Origin of the sequence: Streptomyces sp. MAR4 CNX-425, assembly GCF_048656465.1 — a bacterium.
Classification (GTDB): domain Bacteria; phylum Actinomycetota; class Actinomycetes; order Streptomycetales; family Streptomycetaceae; genus Streptomyces.
This window is the reverse complement of the sequence record NZ_JBMDLF010000005.1, coordinates 565,866-584,907: the sequence shown is the minus strand read 5'-3', so window position 1 is coordinate 584,907 and position 19,042 is coordinate 565,866. Positions and strand designations below refer to the sequence as shown.

Below are 19,042 nucleotides of genomic sequence, written 5' to 3'. Positions count from 1 at the left end.
GTGCACGTACGACCTAGTGCACACCGAGGGCCGGCCTGGGGGTCTGCAGATCCGCTTCCGTCATGGACAGGCCATTTACGGCAGGAATGTGAGAGAGGACCTTGAGAGGGTCGGCGCCGACTCTGCCTGGCTCGATCGTGTTCTGCCCCAGCGCCCGGCCAATGACTCTTCGGAGGCGTTCGAGTGAACTGGGACAGTGTGACGCTCACCATCCTCGCCGCCTTCGGAGCCGCCATGCTGCTGCTCGCCCAGCTCCGTGAGCTACTCACAAAGCTGCCAGACGTCATCCAGGCGTGGAACGAGGTGCGACGCAGCCTCCAGAATCGAGACGCTGATGACGGACAGCCTCGAGACTGACTTCATGAGCGAACGCCCCGGCTCGCGTAGGAGCGCGTAAGTCGGGGCGTTCACCTTGCGACATGCCGGGCGCGCGTAGGGGATCACATCGTCGGAAGCGGCCGGTCTGTCAGCGCAGGGCCTGCACGACGCGGCTGCGCAGCGTCTCCTCCGCGATTGTCTCGGCGTCGCGCCATGCTGCGGCGGTGACCTCCTCGGTCTGGAGCTCGCCGACATTCGCCGACGTGCGGAAGATGAATCGGAAGTCGATGTGCTGGTGCTCGGGCTCCCCCTTGGCGTCGTTCGCCGGGATGGGGTGCACGTCGATGTGCAGCGGGCGCAGCCCTACCGGGACGACGACGGATGCGGCAATGCCGGTCTCCTCGGTCAGTTCGCGCTGCGCCGCGTCGACGAGTCGGGCATCGTCCGCCTCGAGGTGCCCGCCGGGCAGCAACCAGCGGTCGAGGGCCAGGTGCCGGATGTGGAGGACGCGGCCGGCGGGGTCGGCGAGAATTGCCCCCGCCGTGGCGTGGCCGCGGAACTCCTTCCGTGACGTGAGGTCGGCTCCGGCGTCGAGGAGCTCGAGGACGGGCGCGAGCCGCCACTTCTCGTCCGGGTGGGAGTCGAGGTAGTCGTCGACGGTCTCGCGGATGTGCTCAGCCGTGATGGGCACGAGCGTCTCTCCTATCGGTTGAAGTAGTCGAGCCATGTCGCCGCGATGGCGGCGCGTTCGGTCGGGCTGATCTCGTGCATACCGGGGGCCAGCTCGCCGCGGGCGAGCATGGCGGAAGCAGCCAGGATCTCGGCCTGTACGAGGAAGATGAACGGTCCCACGCTGGCGCCGTGCAGGAAGTTGACGGCGTTCCCGCCGTTGAGCAGGTAGAAGTAGTGCCCGGTTGTGAGGTAGCGGGTGACGTGTTCACCGATGTGGGCGCGCTCGTAGACGTCCGGCAGGCCGTCGAGCTCGAGCTCGTCCTCACTGCTCGTCACGGTTGCCACGTACGCGCCGTTGCGCAGCCGCGGGAAGTCCTCGCCGCGCAGCGAGAGCGAGCCTGTCGCGCACAGCACGAGCCCGGCGTCCTCGAGGCCGCTCGCCCGGTCGCGGGCCACCGTGAAGCCCTGCGAGAGGGCCTGTGTGCGGCGTACGGGATCGATGTCGTACACGGCCACTCGTACGCCCTTGGCGTGCAGAAGGCGGGTGATGGAGCTGCCCAACTTGCCGAAGCCGATCACCAGCGCGGTACGGCCGTGCAGGATGTCGCCGCGGCTGCGCATCAGGGCCTCGGTGGAGAAGACGACCGACTGTCCGACGAGGAAGTCCTCGGGGTCCTTGAGCGGCGAGCGGGCCACGGAGACGACCGGGCAGGGCAGCTTGTTGTACTCGGCGTACCGCTTGTGCCCGTTCTCCGTGTCCTCGACCACGCCCAGGATGCGCCCCGAGAAACGATCGCACAGGGCGTCGAGGGCTGGAGTGAAGTACCCGCCGACGTCGAGCAGCACGACCGGGCGGCCGGCGGCGCGCGCCTCGACGTAGCGCACGGCGCGGTCGACATCCGCGAACATTTCGCGCGTCAGCCTGTCGCACGCGTGCCCGTCGGCCTCGACCCGACGCCGCGCCTCAGCCTGGACGGACTTCGGCTTGGGCAGTACGGCACGCAGGTCGGTCACGCTCGCCACGCCCCGCACGAATGCCGGGCGCTCCGGCAGTAGGTGCGTGATCAGGAACGATGCCGGGCGCTCCTGGGGAGCGAAGCGCGTGGCGATGCGCCCGAAGTAGGCGTCAAGACGGGCGCGTTCGAAGGTTTCCATTCCTGCCTCTCCTCCCTTGCGACGATCTCGGGTTGTGGTGCTGAGTTGATCTGTCGTTCCTCGAGGGCGCGGCGCAGCGTGGCGGGGGCGGTGAGCCTCTCGTCGTCGGGCAGCTCGCGCCATCCGGCGAACCGCTCTTCGGAGCGGTGCGGGTTCGGGGCGACGAGCCATGAGCCCTTGGAGAGCAGCCGCACCGGCAAGCCGGCCCAGGCGTCACGGCTGCCGGTCGGAACGGCGAAGTAGAGGCGCTCGCCCGGTCGGTCGTAGAGCACCGGGCCGAGCCGTTCCTCGGCCACCCTGATCCGTGCGAGCGCGAGGAATCCGGCATCGGCGGGCACCCGTACGACGTCCCACCCGTGGCCGACCGCGAGCAGGTGCACACCGGGGACGTCCTCGACGAGCGGTGCGGCACGTAGTGCCTCACGCAGGGACATCAGGCGCCCCCTTTCTGCCGGGCCACGGGGCCGGTGTCGACAAGGCGCAGATCGCCGCGACTCGGCTTAGCCGAGCGGACCACGATCAGGCGCGCGCTCGTCTGGGCTAGCTGCCGTTCGCGCTCCGCAGCGCAACGTTTCGGCCCGAGGTGGGTGCGAGCGGGCATGACGACGCCGTACGTATCCGGCAGCTCGAGAACGTCGAGCAAGCCCACGAAGGCCGGCGACCGTACCTCGGTGACCGCTCCACGCTCGGTGAAGAGGCCGCATAGCGTCAGCTCGTGCTGTCGGCAGTATTCGGCGAGCGAGGCGGCAAGGGCCATGAGCCGAGCCTCGCTGGTCGTCCGGCGCAAGTAGCCGTACACGTGAGGGCCGTTCACCGGGCGTCGCTCTGTGATGGGTTCCATGGCTTCGAGCGTCGTGGCTTACCAACGGCCTCGAAATGACCGGGCGTTGTACTTCCGTTGCACTTCGAACCACAGCCGTCACGCAGCGTGCTTCCATACGTAACTAGAGGGAGGCAGCCCGTGATCAGCGTTCAGCAGTGGACCGGCCGCGAAGCGAGCGCCCTGCGCGCTGCGCTCCGTATGAGTACGCGCGCGTTCGCTGAGCACCTCGGCGTCGCGCTGCGCACAGTGGCGAAGTGGGAACAGCTCGGCGCGGACACCATTCCGCGGCCGGATACGCAGGCCATCCTCGACACCGCGCTCGCGCGTGCTGACACGTTGGCGCGAGGCCGTTTCGAGGCGCTGCTTGCCGGATTCACGGACGGCCGTGCAGGGCGCAGCCCAGTTCGCGCGGCGGACTACGAAACATGGACCGAGGACATCGACCGCGCCATCGTGTGTCTGAGCCGTCAGAACTTCTCGTTCGCCTCGAACCTGTTGAACCGGTGGCTCGGCCGCCACAACCCGCGTGCTCTCGACGACAAGGGCCTCTACCTCTATGGCCGGTCGCTCGTCCTGCTCGGCGACCTCCAACGCGACCAGGGCGCAACCCTCGGCCCCCTCTCGGCACACCACTCGTACAGCACCGCGCGCAGTCTGTTCGCTGAGATCGACATCCCTCGTCGTGTCGCGCAGATCGAGCTGTCGCTCGCCGTGGTCGACGAGATGTCCGGGAAGCTCGAGGTTTCCGCCCGACAGTACGAACGGCTGGCAACCGACGAGCGGCTGAGCGGGCGCGACCATGCGCGAGCCCGTCTGTGGGTGGGCACGGCGCTCAGCAAGGACGGCAACAACGACTACGCTGTCAAGGTGATGAGCGCGGCGACTCACGAGTTCGAGGACCTCGCGGAACCCGAGGACTGGTCTGTCGCTCAGCAAAAGATCGCTCTCGCGTACCGCGGTGCCGGCGATCTCACTCGAGCACTCCAGTACATCGACATCGCGCGTTCGACAGGCACAGTCGACTCCCCCATGCAGCGAGTGCGGCTGGACACCGCACACGGGCACATTCTTCTGTCGGACCCTGCCACCCTGAATGATGGGCTAACGGTCCTTGACGACGCGGCGCAGGTGGCGAGGCAGTACGGGCTCAGCCACCAACTACGCAGCATCGAGGGCATCCGGCGGTCGAGCGACGGCCCTCCCCCATAACTACGCATGGGAGGTGCCCCAGCCGCCTTTGTCGAGGTAAGTGGCCAGCGAGGAGAAACAGGGAGTGCCAATGCCGGACCGCGAGCAGCGCACGATCACCGATGCGCACTGGAGTGACGCAAGGGTGATTTGGGACTATCACCAGATGGGGCACGAGCCGCGCCCCTGCTCGGCGGCGATCGGTCTCGGCAGCCACGATCTCGGAGTCGCCACCACCGCTGCCGACCTGTACCGCGCCGGCCTGTTCCCGGTGATCGTGTTCAGTGGCGGGAACAGCCCGACGACCGCGGCCCGCTTCCCGCGCGGCGAGGCGGTCCACTACCGCGAGCACGCGCTCGAGCTGGGCGTGCCCGGCGATGCGATCCTCGTCGAGCCCAAGGCAGGGAACACCGGTCAGAACGTCGTGTTCTCACGCGAGGTGCTGCGGGAGGCCGCCATCGAGATCGACTCACTGCTCCTGGTCTCCAAGCCGTACATGGAGCGCCGCGCCTATGCGACATGCCGCAAGGTGTGGCCCGAGGTCGACGTCGTGTGCGCATCCGAGCCGCTCGAGCTCGACGACTACGTGAAGGCCATCGGCGACGAGAAGCTCGTCGTAGACATGCTCGTCGGCGACCTGCAACGGGTGATCGAGTACCCGAAGCTCGGGTTCGCCGTCGAGCAGGAGGTACCAGGGGACGTCCATGCCGCCTATGAGCGCCTCCTGCGCGCCGGATTCGACAGCCGCCTCCTCACGTCCTGAGCGGTCGCCTGCGCTGCCGGGCGCAGTGTGTGCCATCCATCAGCCGAATCTGTTCCCGCGGCTGTCCACCCTCGCGAAGCTGTACGCGGCCGACCGATGGATCGTCCTCGACGACGTGCAGTTCGCGCGACGGGATTACCAGCACCGCGCCCGCTGGCGAGCTGGAGAGATCCCAGCGCCCGACAGTGGCTGTCGCTCTCGACGCACCTCCCCCGAGGCCGCTCGACGCTGATCCTCGAGGCGCGCCTCGCCGAGCCTCACAGATGCCGGCGCAGAGTCGCCGAGCTCGTCCGCCAGCACTACGGCCGTAGCCGCCACTGGCACGCCGTACGGGAGGTCGTCGAGCCCGTCCTCGACCGCTTCGGGAACACGGACCGCACCGCGGATATTGCTGCGGCATCCGCCCTCGCACTGCTGTCGTCGATCGGGTGGCGCGGCGAGGTCCTGCACAGCAGCGCCCTACCGGCCCGCGACGGCCGGTCTCAGCGCCTCGCCGACCTCGCCGCAGCGACAGGGAGCACCGTCTACCCCTGCCGCACCGGCGGCATGCGCTTCACTCAGGAAAACGGCGAGTGGCTGCACCCTGGCTGGCTGTCCGACTACTTCGAGCGGCTCGTGGAGGCGAGCGGCCTGCCGCCGGTCCGGCGGCACGACCTGCGCCACGGCGCGGCCACGCTCATGCTCGCCGCCGGCTGGACGTGAAGATCGTCTCCGACACCCCCGGGCACAGCGACACCCGGATCACGCGGGACATCCACCAGAGCGTCCTCCCCGAGGTCGGCCGCGGGGCCGCGGAGGCCACCGCCAAGCTGGTCCCGCTCCAGCGCAGGGACGAGGAGAAGAAGGCTGCTCGCAAGGTCGGCAAGAAGGCGAAGGGCACGAAGCCTGGCAAGATCAAGAAGAAGGTCAAGCGGAAGAGGCCCGAGGTCTAGAGGTCTTCAACGGCTGGCGTTACGGGGGTTGGAGGTCAAGCCCAGTCTTGACGACGAGGGGCTCAAGAAGGTGGGGGCGGGACTGCAGCCGATGGCTCCCTCGTCGATATGGGCGAGATGCGGTGGGGTCACCCGGTGTTACCGTGCCTCCGGCGCAGACTGGACCCCGTCGACGAAGTGGGGGCTGCATGTTCGGAAGACTCGGAGCGACCGAGGTCATACTCGTGGTCGGCTTCCTGGTGGTCCTCCTGGCGGCAATCGGACTCGTCGTGACGGCGGTCGTGCGAGTTACCTGCCGCCGCTAGAGATCATTAATGGCTGGGTTGCACGGTGTGAGGTCGAGTCCGGTCTTGGCGAGGAAGCCGTCGACGAGATCCGTCCGGTGCTGCATCCGTTTGAGCCGGCTCTTCACCAGGGCGGTCAGCTGGTCGATGTCCTGCTTGGTGAGGTTGGCCAGGGAGCTCGTCAGGTGGGCCCACACGCCCCTCGATCGGGTTGAGTTCGGGTGCGTAGGACGGCCGTGGGAAGACGGTCAGCCATGACCGGGTCGCGATCAGGTGTCGCATGGCCCGGCTGCGGTGGGTGTTGAGATTGTCGCAAACCAGACGACCGGGCCGCCGAGCTGCTGGTGCGCGGCGTCCGGAGGCCGGGCGTAATCGGCCGCGGAGAAGCCCTTGCGTCGATTCTTGGCGGGCCCGCAGTCGATGTGGACACGGGAGATCAGCCGGGACCACCGAGCGGGTCTGGTACAGATCAGTCCGGTGAGCGAGACCCGCCGGACACCGGCGGAGGTTACCCGCACGACGGGCGTGTGGCCGCGCTGGCCCCCTGGGCGGCCTCAGCCCCTGCCCGGCTTCGTCCTCGAAGTAGACCCAAGCGGCCAGGTCGTGCGCCGTCCTTTTATTACAGGCCCGCTCACGCATCGCGCACGCAAGCGGCTTCGCGGCGTCCCGGCCGTGTCGCACGCCAAGCCATGGCGCATACAAAAGGCCAGGTCACGGGATGTGTGACCTGGCCTTTGGTGGAGCCGCCTAAGGGAATCGAACCCTTGACCTACGCATTACGAGTGCGTCGCTCTGGCCGTCTGAGCTAAGGCGGCGGGCCCCGGCCGTGGCCCGGGCAACGGCGACAAGTTTACACAGTTCCCGGGGGTCCTCTGCACTCGGTTTCGGGGCGGGGGCCGGGCGGGGGTCAGGTGCAGCGTTTGCCGTCTTCGGGCGGGGTGCCCTCCAGGAGGAAGGTGTCGATCGCGTCGTCGATGCAGGCGCTGCCGCGGAGGTACGCCGTGTGGCCGTCGCCCTCGTACGTCAGCAGCACGCCCTCCGCCAGCTGCGCCGCCAGGCTCTCGGCCCACACGTACGGGGTCGCCGGGTCGCGGGTCGTGCCGACGACCAGGATCGGCGGGGTGCCCTGGGCCTCGATGCGGTTGGCCTCGCCGGTGGCGGCGACCGGCCAGTCAGCGCAGTTGAGGGCCGCCCAGGCGAAGTCTCGGCCGAAGACCGGGGAGTCCGCCTCGAACTGGGGGACCAGCTCCTCGACCTCCGCCGGGCTGTCGAAGGGGGCCGGCTGGTCGATGCAGTTCACGGCGGTGAAGCCGTACATCATGCTGCCGTACGAGCCGTCCGGCTCGCGCTCGTAGTACATGTCCGCCAGCGCCAGCAGCCCGCCGCCGTCCTCGCGCTCCATGGCGTCCGTGAGCGCGCCGCGCAGCTGGGGCCAGAACGCCTCCTGGTACATCGCCATGAGCACGCCCATCGTCGCCAGCGGCTCGCCGAGCTTCCGCTTCTCGCCGGTCGGGACCGGCTTCGCGTCGAGGCGGTCGAGGAACGCGCGGAGCTGCTTGCCCGCGTCCTCGGCGCTCTCGGTGCCGAGGGGGCAGTCGGAGCGCGTGACGCAGTCCTCGGCGAAGGCGTCGAAGGCGGTGGTGAAGCCCGCGTTCTGGTCGAGGTTCAGCTGCCGGGCGGTGAGGGAGGGGTCCATGGCGCCGTCGAGGACCAGGCGGCCGGTGCGCTGCGGGAACAGGCCCGCGTAGGTGGCGCCGAGCATGGTGCCGTAGGAGGCGCCGACGTACGTCAGCTTCTTGTCGCCGAGGACGGCGCGGAAGACGTCCATGTCGCGGGCCGCCTCCTCGGTCGAGACGTGGCCGAGGAGCTTGCCCGTACGCTGCTGGCAGCCCTGCGCGAAGCGCTCGAAGGACGTGGTCAGGGCCTTGACCTCGCGCGCGTCGTCGGGCGTGGCGTCGAGCTGGGTGTGCGCCTCGAACTGGGCGTCCGTCAGGCACTTCACCGGCTGGCTGGCGCCCACGCCGCGGGGGTCCGCGGCCACGATGTCGTAGCGCGCGCGGACCTCCTCGGGGTAGTCGACGCCGGCGTAGTTCTGGAGGAATTCGAGCGCCGAGGCGCCCGGGCCGCCCGGGTTGACGTGGAGTGAGCCGAGGCGCTCGCCGGGGGTGTCGGCCGGCTTGCGGGACACCGCCAGCTCCACGTCCTCGCCGTCGCCGGGGCTGGCGTAGTCCAGCGGGACGCGGAGGGTGGCGCACTCGAAGCCGGGGGCGGTGGTGCAGTCGGTCCAGCGCAGTTTCTGTTCGTAGTACGGGCGGAGGTCGGCGGGGATCTCCGCCGGGAGCGGTTCGAGCACCTTGCTGACGCTGCCGGCGCGGGCGGCGTCGCCGCCGCTGCCGCCGCTGCCGCCGGTGCCGGCGTCGTCGGATCCGGCGGAGTCGCACCCGGCGGCGGCGATCAGCAGCGCCAGCGCGGTGACGGGTGCGGCCGTACGGAACAGGCTGCGGAAATCCATGCGCCGAGCGTATCCGCCGGGGCGGGGCCCGCACCGGGTCGCCCTCGCCCCGTACGGGTGAAGCGCCCCCGCTGCTCCGCTACGGCTTGCGCAGCGTCACCGTCATCGCCTCCAGCGCCAGCAACGGCGCCACGTTCCGCTCCAGCGCGTCCCGGCACTCCATGATCGCGTCGATCCGCCGCAGCGTCGTCTCCGCGTCGCTGCTCTCCGCGATCCGCCGCAGCCCGTCCCCCACGTCCGCGCACGGGAGGAGCGAGACGTCGGCCACCGCGCCCAGCTGGAGGGCGAGCACGTCCCGGTAGAAGCCGGCGAGGTCGGTGAGGGCCAGGTCGAGGCTGTCGCGCTGGCTGCGCGTCGCGCGGCGCTTCTGCCGCTCCTGGAGGTCCTTCATCACGCCCGCCGTGCCGCGGGGCATCCGGCCGCCGGGCTGCGCGCCGAGCGCCGTGCGCATCTCCTCCGTCTCCTGCTCGTCCGTCTCCTCGGCCCGCTCCTTCGCCGCGTCCGCCGCCACCTCGACCAGCTCCTGCGCGGCGCGCAGGCAGCCGCCGATGTCCTCGACGCGCAGCGGGATCCGCAGCACCGCGGCGCGGCGCTCGCGGGCGCGGTCGTCGGTGGCCAGGCGGCGGGCGCGGTCGAGGTGGCCCTGGGCGGCGCGGGCGGCGGACTCGGCGACGGCGGGGGTGATCCCGTCGCGCTGGACGAGCACGGCGGCGACGGCCGCGACGGCGGGGGTGCTGAGGGACAGGTGCCGGCAGCGGGAGCGGATCGTGGGCAGCACGTCCTCCAGGGACGGCGCGCACAGCAGCCACACCGTGCGGGCGGCGGGCTCCTCGATGGCCTTCAGCAGCACGTTCCCGGCGCCTTCGGTGAGGCGGTCGGCGTCCTCGACGACGATGACCTGCCAGCGGCCGCCGGAGGGGGCGAGCTGGGCGCGGCGGACCAGCTCGCGGGTCTCCTTGACGCCGATGGTGAGGAGGTCGGTGGCGACGACGGCGACGTCGGCGTGGGTGCCGACGACGGCGGTGTGGCAGCCGTCGCAGAAGCCGCAGCCCGGGCCGGCGGTGGCGCGGTCGGGGCTGACGCACTGGAGCGCGGCGGCGAACGCGCGGGCCGCCGTCGCCCGGCCGGCGCCCGGCGGGCCGGTGAACAGCCAGGCGTGCGTCATCGCGGAGTGGGAGGGAAGGTCGCCGGCCTCGGCGGGGTGGGGGTCCGCGGCGGTCCCGGAGGCGGCGGCTCCGGCGGCGGCCGGGGCGTCGGCGCCGGTGGCCGGGGCGTCGGCGGGGGCCGGGGATCCGGTGGCGGCCCGTGCCTCGGCGGTGACCCGTGCGTCGGCGGCGCGGGCGGCGGCGGCCAGCTGCTCGCCGACCCGCTCCTGCCCCACCAGCTCGTCCCACACCGCCATGGCACCGTCCTTCCGTCGCCCGCCGACCATTGTGCTGCACCGCACCGACAGCCGGGCGCCGGCCGGCGGCCCTCGGTCAGTGGGCGTGGCCGTGACCGTGTCCGTGGCCGGGGCCGTGGTGGTGGCCGTGGCCTCGGCGGCGCCAGCTGACCGCGTCCGGGTCGCGCGGCGCCCGGTCGACCACCAGCGCGCCCGCGGTCAGCATCAGCCCCGCCACCGACGCCGCGTTCTCCAGTGCGGTACGGGGCACCCGCACCGGGTCGAGGACGCCCGCCGCCGCGAGGTCGCCGTACGTGCCGGTGTCCGCGTTCCAGCCGTGCCCCGGTGGGAGGCCGTCCGCTTCGGCGGCCACGCGCGCGCCGTCCGCGCCGGCGTTGCCGGCGAGCTGCCGCAGCGGGGCCGTGAGCGCGGCCCGTACGGCCAGGGCGCCCGCCCGCTCGTCGGGGGACAGGCCCTCCGGCAGCTCGTCCACCGCGGCCCGCGCCTGGGCCAGGGCCGTGCCGCCGCCCGGCGCGACGCCGTCCGCCAGCGCCGCCCGTACCGCCGCCACCGCCCCCGCGACGCGCTCCTTGCGCTCCGCCCGCTCCTGGTCGGTCGCGCCGCCGACGCGCAGCACCGCCACCCCGCCCGTCAGCCGGGCCAGCCGCAGCTCCAGCACCTCCCGGTCGTCGTCGGACACCGCCCCGGACAGGGCGTGCTCCAGGTGCGCCACCCGCCGCGCCACCGCGCCGGCGGCCCCCGGCCCTCCCGTCACCGTCGTCGTCCGCCTCGTCACGACCACCCGCTCCGCCCGCCCCAGCTCCGGCAGCCCCACGGCGCGCAGCGGCATGCCCTTCTCCGGCAGCACCACCTCCGCCCCCGTCAGCGCCGCCAGGTCCTCCAGGTGCGCGAGCCGCCGCGCGCCGAGCGCCGGCGCCGCGACCGCCGCGGCGAGCAGGGTGCCGCGCAGCCGGTTGGCGACCAGCGCCGCGAGCGCGTCCTGCTGGAGGGAGTCGGCGACGACCAGCAGCGGCCGGCCGGTGGCCGCGACCCGCTCCAGCACCGGCAGCAGGTCGCCGGGGCCGTCGATCCGTCCGTGGTGCAGCAGGAGGTACGGGTCCTCCAGCACCGCCGTGCCCTGCTCGGGGTGGGTCATCATGAACGGGCTGAGGAAGCCGCGGTCCAGCCGCAGCCCGTCCGCGTACTCCAGCTCCACGCCCGCCACATGCGCTTCTTCCACTGAGATGGCCGCGTTCGGCCCGGCCTTGGCGAAGGCGCGGGCGACCAGCTCACCCAGCGCCGGGTCGCGGGCGGCCGCGGCGGCGACCCGCGCGGTGTCCTCCTCGCCGGTCACCGCGCGCGCCGTGGCCGTCAGGTGCGCGGCCGCCGCGGCCGCCGCGGCGTCCAGGCCGCGCCGCACCGCCACGGGCTCGGCCCCGGCGGTCACCGCGCGCAGCCCGGCCGCGAAGAGCGCCTGGGTGAGCACGACGGTCGTCGTCGTGCCGTCGCCGGCGGCGCGGCGGGTGCGGGCGGCGGCCTGGCGGACGAGGGCGGCGCCGAGGTGCGCGTACGGGTCGGAGCGCCGGACGGCGCCGGCGACGGCGTCCGCCACGGTGGCCCCGTCGCGGGTGGCGACGGGGGCGGCGGCGCGGCCGGAACCGCCGGCCCCGCCGCCCGCGGCCCCGCCCCGTGCGCCGCCGGCCCGGAGCGGTCGGGGCCGGCGGCCGGGCGGGCGGTACGGGCGCCGGCCGGCCCGGGCCCGTACCGCCGCCCAGCACGACCAGCCGCCCGCGCGGTCCCAGGGTGACCCGGGCCGCGTCCGCGACCGCGTCCACGCCGCGGCGGAGCGCCGCCCGCGCCGCGTCCTCGTAGAGCAGTCCGCTCACCGCCCGTCTCACTCCTCGTCGTCGCCGCGCCCGAACCGGCCCCGCTCCATGATCAGCGCGGCCTGCATCATGGCCCGCGCGTAGCCGGTGTCGTAGAGCTCCATGCCGTGACCGCCGCCGCCCACGTCCTTGTACTGGTTGCTCTGGTCCGACCCGTTCTCCCGGTCGAAGTCGTTGGCGCGCGGGTGCTCGGCGAGGACGCCGCGGGCGTAGCCGGCGCGGACGAGCTGGCGCATGAAGCCGAACATGTCGGTCTCGCCGGTGTCCGGGAACACCTCCGCGTACTTCACCCGCGGCTTGTCGACGCGGACGTTGCGGTAGTGGATGTGGTTGACCCGGTCCTTGCGGCACATCCAGCGCAGGAAGTCGACGGAGTCGAAGCCGACCTCGGCCGTCACGCCCGCGTGCACGGTCATGCCGTTCGACGGGCTGTCGACGGTCTCGACCATCCGCTTCCAGTCCTGGACCGACCCCATGATCTGCGGGTTGCCGCGGCTGATCGCGGCGGGCGGGTCGTTGGGGTGCACGGCCATGCGCACGCCCGCCTCCTCGGCGACCGGCATGACCTCGCGCAGGAAGTGCTCGTAGTTGTCCCAGAGTTCCTCGCGGGTGAAGGCGGGCACGCCGTCGGGGCGGGGGAGGTCGCGGACCTTGACGCCGTCCACCTCGTGATCGAGGTCGAAGGCCGTGTAGCCGGCGCCGATGCGGTCGGTCTCGTCGATCTCCTCGTAGTAGCCCTCCTTCAGCCGGTGGACGTACCAGTTGTACTCGACGACGCCGATGCCGGCCTCGCCCGCCGCCCGCAGCGAGGTCTTGATGTCCTCGATGGCCTCGTCGCGGCCGTCCTCGCCGCGCACCACCGCGTCGGGGGCGCTGATGAGGTACGCGGTCACGTGCATGCCCAGGTCCTCGACGCGCTCGCGGTCCGCGCGCAGTTCGGCGGCGTCCCAGGGCACGTCGGGGACGTCGGTGACGAGGGCGCCGGTGATGCCGGCCTGCCGCCAGCGGCGGACGGTGGCCTCGTCGGGGTTGCGGGACATCCACTGGCAGAGCTTGGGGGTGTCGGGGCCTTCGCGGACGTCGCCGGGCCAGTTCAGCCGCGGGAACGGGGCGTTGCCGCCGCCCGGCCCGCCCGGCCCGCCGCCGGGGGCACCCGGTCCGCCCGGCGCGGCGAACGCCGGGCCGGCGGCACCGGCCGAGGCGCCGATCGCGGCGGCGGCGGCCGCCGTCGAGCCGCGTTTGAGAAAGGAGCGGCGGGAACTGCCGTCGTGCGCGGGGGATTCCATGCGTCACCTTCGCCTTCTGTGCGCTGCCGGCTGGTGCGCGCAGCGTACGTACCCGGATCCCCCTCCGTTAAGGGCGAGTTGCGGATACGTCCATTCGCGAAGCGAATCCAGCCGTCTTCCTGCACTCATTCGCCTTCCTGATGAATGCATACGGAAACTACCGGGTGGAATCGCTCCCACACTCTCCGGCACCGGACCTAGGGTGATCCCGCAGAATTCCCGAATCCTTTTGGAGGACCCTCATATGCAGGAATCCGAGAACGGCCCCGCCACCCGTTCCAGGCGCAACATCCTGGGACTCGGGGCGGCCACCGCCGTGGGCGGTCTCGGGCTCGGCGCACTCGCATTCCGCCCCGCCGAGGAACAGGTCGAGTTCCTCACCCAGAAAGTCAGCCGGGCCTCGAAGCCGAGCAAGCTGAAGATCACGGATCTGCGGGTGGCGGTCCTGGACGGCGTGCCGTTCACCAGCCCAATCGTCCGCATCGACACCAACCAGGGCATCTCCGGCTGGGGTGAGGTACGCGACGACGCGGACAAGCGCTACGCGCTGGAGCTGAAGGGCAGACTCCTCGGCGAGAACCCGTGCAGCGTCGAAATGCTCTTCAAACGCCTCAAGCAGTTCGGCAACCACGGCCGCCGCGGCGGCGGCGTCTCGGGTGTCGAGATGGCGCTGTGGGATCTGGCGGGCAAGGCGTACGGCGTGCCGGTGTTCCAGATGCTCGGCGGCGCGTACCGCAGAAAGATACGCCTCTACACCGACACCACCGAGTCCTCGGACCCGGGCGAGTACGCGCAGCGCATGAAGGAGCGCGTCGAGATGGGGTTCACGTTCCTCAAGATGGACCTCGGTCTGGAAATCGTGCAGGACGTGGAGGGCGCGGTCGTCGGCAAGAGCCTGTGGAACGACAACCTGCAGCAGTACGACGGCACGCCCGGCGGCTACGGCATGACCGAGCACGGGCTCACCATGGTGCAGATCACCGACAAGGGCCTGGACGCCATGGCGGAGTACGTGGAGGCGGTGCGCGACGCCGTCGGCTACGACATCCCGATGGGCATGGACCACTTCGGCCACTTCGACGTCAACACCGCGATCCGGCTGGCGAACCGCTTCGAGCGGTACAACCTCGCCTGGCTGGAGGACCTGGTGCCGTGGTTCCGCACCGACGACTGGAAGGAGATCACGAGGGCCGTCAACGTGCCCACGATGACCGGCGAGGACATGTACGGCCTGGAGTCGTTCCGTACGCTCGTCGACGAAGGCGCCGTCGACCTGGTCCAGCCGGACCCGGCGACCGCCGGCGGCATCCTGGAGACCAAGCGCATCGGCGACTACGCGCGCGAGAAGGGCATGGCGATGCCGCTGCACTACGCGGGCTCGCCGATCGGCGCGATGGCCAGCGCGCACATCGCCGCCGCCACCGAGAACTTCGTCTGCCTGGAGTACCACGCCAGCGACGTGAAGTTCTGGAACGACCTCATCAAGGGCGGTGAGCCGCTGCTGAAGGACGGCTTCTACCACCTGACCGACGCGCCCGGCCTGGGTGTGGAGCTGGACGAGAAGGAGATGTCCAAGCACCTCGCCAAGGGCGAGAAGCTGTTCGCCCCGACGAAGGAGTGGAGCGACAGCCCCGCCTGGGACCGCACCTGGAGCTGAGCCGCGAGGCGGCCCCGGCACCGAAGGAGCCCGTACGCACCCGACCAGGAGGGTGCGTACGGGCTCCGGCCTTTCCGGCGGGCGCCGCCCGGCCTAGCGCTCGTCCTCCGGCGGCACGATGCGCTCGATCCAGTACTCGCGCGCCAGCGCGTCCACCCCGGCCGGCGCCACCCCGCGCAGGTGCACGACGTTGCCGTCCGTGCCGGCGATGCGGCCGTGCTTCTGCATCTTCAGGATGTGGTAGCGCTCCGGGGGGAAGCCCAGCTCGACGTCGGCGGAGAAGCGTCCGCGCATGTCGCGCTCGTCACCCACCGCCGGGTCGACCTTGCCGCCCGCCTGGACCGTCAGCCACACCTGGTACGCGACGATGAGCAGCACCAGGATGAGCAGCCGGCGGATCGTGGGGCTGCGCAGCGTCCTAGACGCCAGCGACTGCCGTGTCGCCGCCATCGTTCCCACCTCCCGGACCGTCCGCCGCCTCGTCGTCCACGAGCAGCTCGTTGACCCGGTTCGCCAGCTCCCGGAACTCCGGCAGCTCCACCGTCGTACGCCACTCGCGCGGCCGCGGCAGGTCGACCGTGACGATCTCCCGCACCCGGCTCGGCCGCTTGGACAGCACCACCACCCGGTCGGAGAGGAACACCGCCTCGTCGACGTCGTGGGTGACGAAGAAGACCGTCGGGTGCCGCTTCTCGAAGATGCGGGTCAGGTCCTCCTGCAACTTGCGCCGCGTCTGGGCGTCGATGCTGGCGAACGGCTCGTCCATCAGCATCACGGCCGGCTCGTTGGCCAGCACCCGGGCCACGCCCAGGCGCTGCTGCATGCCGCCGGACAGCTCGTGCGGGTACTTGTGCTCGAAGCCGGCGAGCCCGACCAGCTCCAGGAACTCCTTGCCCTTCGCGTCCCGTTCGGCGCGCGGCACGCCCTTCATGCGCAGCCCGAAGACCACGTTGCCGAGGACCGTCTTCCACGGGAAGAGGGCGTGGCTCTGGAACACCACGCCGCGGTCCGGGCCGGGGCCGCCGACCGCCTGGCCGTCGACGACGACCGAGCCGTCCGTGAGGTTCACGAAGCCGGCGACGATGTTCAGCACCGTGGTCTTGCCGCAGCCGCTCGGGCCGAGCACGGAGACGAACTCGCCCTCGTCCACGCTGAACGAGACGTCGCCGATGGCGGTGACCTCCTCGCCGCTGTACGCGTCGACGTAGTTCTTGTGCAGTCCGGTGATCTCCAGCGCCGTCATCCGTCGGCCTCCAAACTCCGTACCATGCCCCACCGTTCGACGGTGGCTCGCTCGAAGGGCGCCAGGACCATGGCGTCGAGCGCGTACCACAGGATTCCCAGCACTGCCATGCCCAGGAACACCTGGCTGATGTCGCCCACCCGGCGGGCGTCGAACATCATGAAACCGACGCCGCTGGTGCCGACGATGATCTCGGCGGCGACCAGGGCCCGCCAGCCGTAGCCGAGCCCGGTGCGGACGCCGCCCGCCACGGACGGCAGCGCGCCCGGGAGGATGACCTCGAAGAACACCCGCGTACGGCCCGCGCCGAGGCTGCGCGCGGCGCGCAGCAGCTCGCGCGGCACCTGCTCCACGCCCGCGACGACGCTCAGCATCAGCGGAAAGACGATCGTGTAGACGATCACGAAGGTGACCGCGGTCAGGCTGAAGCCGAACCACACGATCACGATCGGCAGCCAGGCGATGTCGGCGACCGCCTGGAAGAAGAGCAGGATCGGCCAGAAGAACCGGCGCACCTTGGCGAACATCGCCACCACGAAGCCCATCGGCAGCCCGATGGCGAGGCCGAAGCCGACGCCGTACGCGAGCCGCGTCAGCGAGTCCGTGAGGTAGCCGGGCAGGATGCCCTTCTCCATCAGGTCGGCGAACTCCTCGACCACCCGCGGCGGGCCGACGAAGAACGCCTCGTCGAAGACGCCCAGCTCCGCCACCAGCCACCACAGCGCGACGACCGGCACGAACGGGCCGAGGGTGCGGAACGAGGGGCGGCGGGTGAGCCAGAGCCAGACCTTCCGGGCGCGCACGACCCCCGGGCGCGCGCCGGGCTTGCGGGGCGTACGACCCGCGGGGCCCCGTACGGACTTCACCGTGTCGGCCGTGTCAGCCGTGTTCGAGGACATCAGCTCCCCGCCTTCGTCATGCCCCAGCGCTCCACCGTGCGCTTCTCCAGCGGGGCCAGCAGCAGCCGGTCCATCAGCAGCCAGAGCACGCCGATGATGACCATCGAGGCGATGATCACGTCGGTCTGGAAGTACTTCTGCGCCTGGAAGAGGGCGTAGCCGAGGCCCGCGTTGCTCGCGATGATCTCGGCGGCGACCAGCCCGCGCCAGCCGTAGCCGAGCCCGACCCGCAGGCCGGTGACGACGCTGGGCAGCGCGCCGGGCAGCAGCACCTCCCAGAACATCCGCAGCCGGGTGGTGCCCATGCTGCGCGCGGCGCGCAGCAGCTGGGTCGGGATCTGCCGGACGCCGAGCATCGCGTTGTACGTGATCGCGAAGAACATCGCGTTCCACACGATGAAGATCACGGCCTTGTCGCCGTAGCCGAACCACAGGGTGGCGACCGGGATCCACGCGATGCCCGCGAGCGCCACGGAGAACCGCAGCAGGGGCGAGAAGAACGCGGACAGCGCGGCGCTGGAGCCGAGCGCGATGCCGAACGGCAGGGCCGTGGCGATGGCGATCACCGCGCCGACGGCCATCCGGCGCAGGCTCGCGCCGAGGTGGTCGAAGAGATCGCCGCTGGACCACATGTCGCCCAGCGCCGAGATCACGTCGCCGACCTGGGGGAAGACGCGTAGCGGCGGATCGGTGACCGCGACGGCCACCAGCCACACCACGACGAGCAGCGCGAGCGGAGTCAGGAACCACAGGGCGGAGACCGCGCGGGCGGCCGGGGTGTTGGCCGCGCCGCGCTTGCGCCCGCGCGCCTTTCCCGGCGGTCGCCCGGCCGGCCGCGGCCGCCCCTTGGCGGGGGCGGCCGCGGCCGTGGCCTGCTTCTCAGTAGGAGGTGTGCTCACGAGGGGCATGCCTCCGCGGCCGCGTCGCGCTCGAAGACGTACCCGCCGTCGATCGCCGCGGCGTCCGGGACGGGCGGCAGGTCGGCGAAGAGGTCGGGGTTGTCCTTCATCACCTTGAGGATCGGCTTGGGCTGGAAGTACTTGTTGACGTCGAAGCCCTCCTCGACGTTGCCCTGTTCGGCCAGCAGGCCGGCGAGGGTGTCGAGCGCCAGGTAGTTGCAGGCGGAGAAGCGCGGGTCGAGCTGCTTGATGTTGTACTGCATGGCCTCCTGGGCGACCTTCTTCTCGGTGCCCGGCAGCCAGCGGGTGGCCGAGTCGGCGGCGTCGTCGGGGTTCTCGCGCATCCACTGGTCGGTCTGCGCGCGGGCGGTGAGGTACCGCTCGACGACGTCCGGGTTCTGCTCGGCGTACTCGCGCGTGGTGACGGAGTAGCCGACGAACGGGATGTAGCCGCCGCCGCGCAGCACCTCCTCGGCGCCGTCGACCTGCTCGGTCATCGTGATCGGCCACGGGTCCCAGACGATCCCGGCGTCGATGCCGCCGGTCTCCAGCGCGACCGCCATGTCCGGCGGCGCGGTGTTGACGATTTCGACGTCGCCGGTCTTCAGCCCGGCCTCCTCCAGCAGGCCCAGCAGGTAGAGGTGGTTGATGGAGCCCTCGGAGACGCCGATGCGCTTGCCGCGCAGGGTCGACAGGTCCTCGCCGTCGACGCCGGAGTCGCCGCCGGCGACCACGGCCATCGTCTCGTCGATGCTGCGCTGCGTGGACGAGCCGGTGTAGTTGCCGACGAGTACGAGGTCGATGCCCTTCTGGGCGGCGGCGATGGCCGGGGTGCCGACCTGGATCACGTCGACCTCGCCGGCCTGCAGCGCGTTCAGCGCGTCCACGCCGGTGGGGTAGGGCTCCTTGAGCGTCACGTTGAGGTTCTGCTCGTCGAAGTACCCCGCCTCGACGCCGGCCGGCAGGCCGATCTGGTCGATGGCGGAGACGTATCCGGCGGAGAGCTTGGTCGGCTCGGGTCCGCCTCCGCCGCCGGTACCGCTGACGTCGTCGTCCACGGTCGAGTCGCCGCCGCAGGCGGCGAGCAGCAGGGCTCCCGAACAAGCCGCCGCCACGGCTATGTGACGTGTTGCGCGAAACATGA

The 19,042-nt window shown here is 71.5% G+C and carries 17 protein-coding genes, 1 tRNA gene and 3 pseudogenes; 6 read left to right on the top strand and 15 right to left on the bottom strand.

Annotation, left to right across the window (positions count from 1 at the left end; genetic code table 11):
• Positions 1 to 466 precede the first annotated feature (466 nt).
• The 4 genes from ACHZ99_RS18225 to ACHZ99_RS18210 are packed head-to-tail and all read right to left on the bottom strand — an operon-like array spanning position 467 to position 2,902.
• Positions 467 to 1,009 (bottom strand): NUDIX hydrolase, encoded by a 543-nt coding sequence (locus ACHZ99_RS18225; RefSeq protein WP_420305654.1) that lies wholly within the window; start codon positions 1,007 to 1,009, stop codon positions 467 to 469.
• 11 nt (positions 1,010 to 1,020) lie between these two features.
• Positions 1,021 to 2,145 (bottom strand): adenosylhomocysteinase, encoded by a 1,125-nt coding sequence (locus ACHZ99_RS18220; protein ID WP_420305653.1) that lies wholly within the window; start codon positions 2,143 to 2,145, stop codon positions 1,021 to 1,023.
• A complete protein-coding gene (locus ACHZ99_RS18215) occupies positions 2,055 to 2,579 on the bottom strand; it encodes a hypothetical protein (protein ID WP_420305652.1) in 525 nt (174 codons plus the stop codon). Before ACHZ99_RS18215 ends, ACHZ99_RS18220 begins: the two co-directional genes overlap by 91 nt.
• On the bottom strand, positions 2,579 to 2,902 hold the full coding sequence (locus tag ACHZ99_RS18210; RefSeq protein ID WP_420305651.1) for a hypothetical protein: 324 nt from the start codon (positions 2,900 to 2,902) through the stop codon (positions 2,579 to 2,581). Before ACHZ99_RS18210 ends, ACHZ99_RS18215 begins: the two co-directional genes overlap by 1 nt.
• A gap of 204 nt (positions 2,903 to 3,106) precedes the next feature.
• On the opposite strand from ACHZ99_RS18210, the gene ACHZ99_RS18205 reads away from it, so the two are divergent.
• The 5 genes and pseudogenes from ACHZ99_RS18205 to ACHZ99_RS18185 all read left to right on the top strand — a co-directional run.
• The gene (locus ACHZ99_RS18205; RefSeq protein ID WP_420305650.1) at positions 3,107 to 4,177 is read left to right on the top strand and encodes a helix-turn-helix domain-containing protein; all 1,071 of its coding nucleotides are present in this window, start codon (positions 3,107 to 3,109) and stop codon (positions 4,175 to 4,177) included.
• A gap of 70 nt (positions 4,178 to 4,247) precedes the next feature.
• Positions 4,248 to 4,919, top strand: a complete 672-nt coding sequence (locus ACHZ99_RS18200) for a YdcF family protein (protein ID WP_420305649.1) — start codon at positions 4,248 to 4,250, stop codon at positions 4,917 to 4,919.
• On the top strand, positions 4,861 to 5,151 hold the full coding sequence (locus ACHZ99_RS18195; protein WP_420305648.1) for a WbqC family protein: 291 nt from the start codon (positions 4,861 to 4,863) through the stop codon (positions 5,149 to 5,151). Before ACHZ99_RS18200 ends, ACHZ99_RS18195 begins: the two co-directional genes overlap by 59 nt.
• Positions 5,073 to 5,423: pseudogene (locus ACHZ99_RS18190) on the top strand (WbqC family protein); the annotation flags it as partial. The gene ACHZ99_RS18195 and the pseudogene ACHZ99_RS18190, both read left to right, overlap by 79 nt.
• 39 nt (positions 5,424 to 5,462) lie before the next feature.
• A pseudogene (locus ACHZ99_RS18185) lies at positions 5,463 to 5,851 on the top strand (tyrosine-type recombinase/integrase); the annotation flags it as partial.
• A 301-nt stretch (positions 5,852 to 6,152) separates the two neighbouring features.
• Here the strand turns inward: ACHZ99_RS18185 and ACHZ99_RS18180 are convergent.
• From ACHZ99_RS18180 to ACHZ99_RS18155, 6 genes and pseudogenes are all read right to left on the bottom strand, one after another.
• Positions 6,153 to 6,804, bottom strand: a pseudogene (locus tag ACHZ99_RS18180) (transposase); the annotation flags it as partial.
• A gap of 69 nt (positions 6,805 to 6,873) precedes the next feature.
• Positions 6,874 to 6,950 (bottom strand) — tRNA-Thr (locus tag ACHZ99_RS18175).
• A 92-nt stretch (positions 6,951 to 7,042) separates the two neighbouring features.
• A complete protein-coding gene (locus tag ACHZ99_RS18170) occupies positions 7,043 to 8,647 on the bottom strand; it encodes an alpha/beta hydrolase (protein ID WP_420305647.1) in 1,605 nt (534 codons plus the stop codon).
• A gap of 79 nt (positions 8,648 to 8,726) precedes the next feature.
• Entirely contained in the window at positions 8,727 to 10,049 is a 1,323-nt protein-coding gene (locus ACHZ99_RS18165) for a DNA polymerase III subunit delta' (protein ID WP_420305646.1), read from the bottom strand.
• A gap of 76 nt (positions 10,050 to 10,125) precedes the next feature.
• Positions 10,126 to 11,640, bottom strand: coding sequence for a chaperonin GroEL (gene groEL, locus ACHZ99_RS18160; protein WP_420305645.1), 1,515 nt, complete (start codon positions 11,638 to 11,640; stop codon positions 10,126 to 10,128).
• A 282-nt stretch (positions 11,641 to 11,922) separates the two neighbouring features.
• Complete coding sequence (locus ACHZ99_RS18155) at positions 11,923 to 13,200, bottom strand: mannonate dehydratase (RefSeq protein ID WP_420305644.1); 1,278 nt, start codon at positions 13,198 to 13,200, stop codon at positions 11,923 to 11,925.
• A gap of 244 nt (positions 13,201 to 13,444) precedes the next feature.
• Here ACHZ99_RS18155 and ACHZ99_RS18150 point away from each other — a divergent pair, with 244 nt between their 5' ends.
• Positions 13,445 to 14,857 carry a mandelate racemase/muconate lactonizing enzyme family protein gene (locus tag ACHZ99_RS18150; protein WP_420305643.1) on the top strand — a complete coding sequence of 471 codons (1,413 nt, stop codon included), beginning with the start codon at positions 13,445 to 13,447 and terminating at the stop codon, positions 14,855 to 14,857.
• Positions 14,858 to 14,950: 93 nt separating this feature from the next.
• Here the strand turns inward: ACHZ99_RS18150 and ACHZ99_RS18145 are convergent, their stop codons facing one another.
• From ACHZ99_RS18145 to ACHZ99_RS18125, 5 genes are read right to left on the bottom strand one after another with little or no spacing between them, the layout of a single operon-like run.
• The gene (locus ACHZ99_RS18145) at positions 14,951 to 15,307 is read right to left on the bottom strand and encodes a hypothetical protein (RefSeq protein WP_420305642.1); all 357 of its coding nucleotides are present in this window, start codon (positions 15,305 to 15,307) and stop codon (positions 14,951 to 14,953) included.
• On the bottom strand, positions 15,276 to 16,100 hold the full coding sequence (locus tag ACHZ99_RS18140; RefSeq protein WP_420305641.1) for an ABC transporter ATP-binding protein: 825 nt from the start codon (positions 16,098 to 16,100) through the stop codon (positions 15,276 to 15,278). Before ACHZ99_RS18140 ends, ACHZ99_RS18145 begins: the two co-directional genes overlap by 32 nt.
• A complete protein-coding gene (locus tag ACHZ99_RS18135; protein ID WP_420305640.1) occupies positions 16,097 to 16,999 on the bottom strand; it encodes an ABC transporter permease in 903 nt (300 codons plus the stop codon). The genes ACHZ99_RS18140 and ACHZ99_RS18135 overlap by 4 nt, the downstream gene beginning before the upstream one ends.
• Positions 16,999 to 17,907 carry an ABC transporter permease gene (locus ACHZ99_RS18130; RefSeq protein WP_420305639.1) on the bottom strand — a complete coding sequence of 303 codons (909 nt, stop codon included), beginning with the start codon at positions 17,905 to 17,907 and terminating at the stop codon, positions 16,999 to 17,001. The genes ACHZ99_RS18135 and ACHZ99_RS18130 overlap by 1 nt, the downstream gene beginning before the upstream one ends.
• Complete coding sequence (locus ACHZ99_RS18125; protein WP_420305638.1) at positions 17,895 to 19,040, bottom strand: ABC transporter substrate-binding protein; 1,146 nt, start codon at positions 19,038 to 19,040, stop codon at positions 17,895 to 17,897. The genes ACHZ99_RS18130 and ACHZ99_RS18125 overlap by 13 nt, the downstream gene beginning before the upstream one ends.
• Between the last annotated feature and the right edge of the window lie 2 nt (positions 19,041 to 19,042).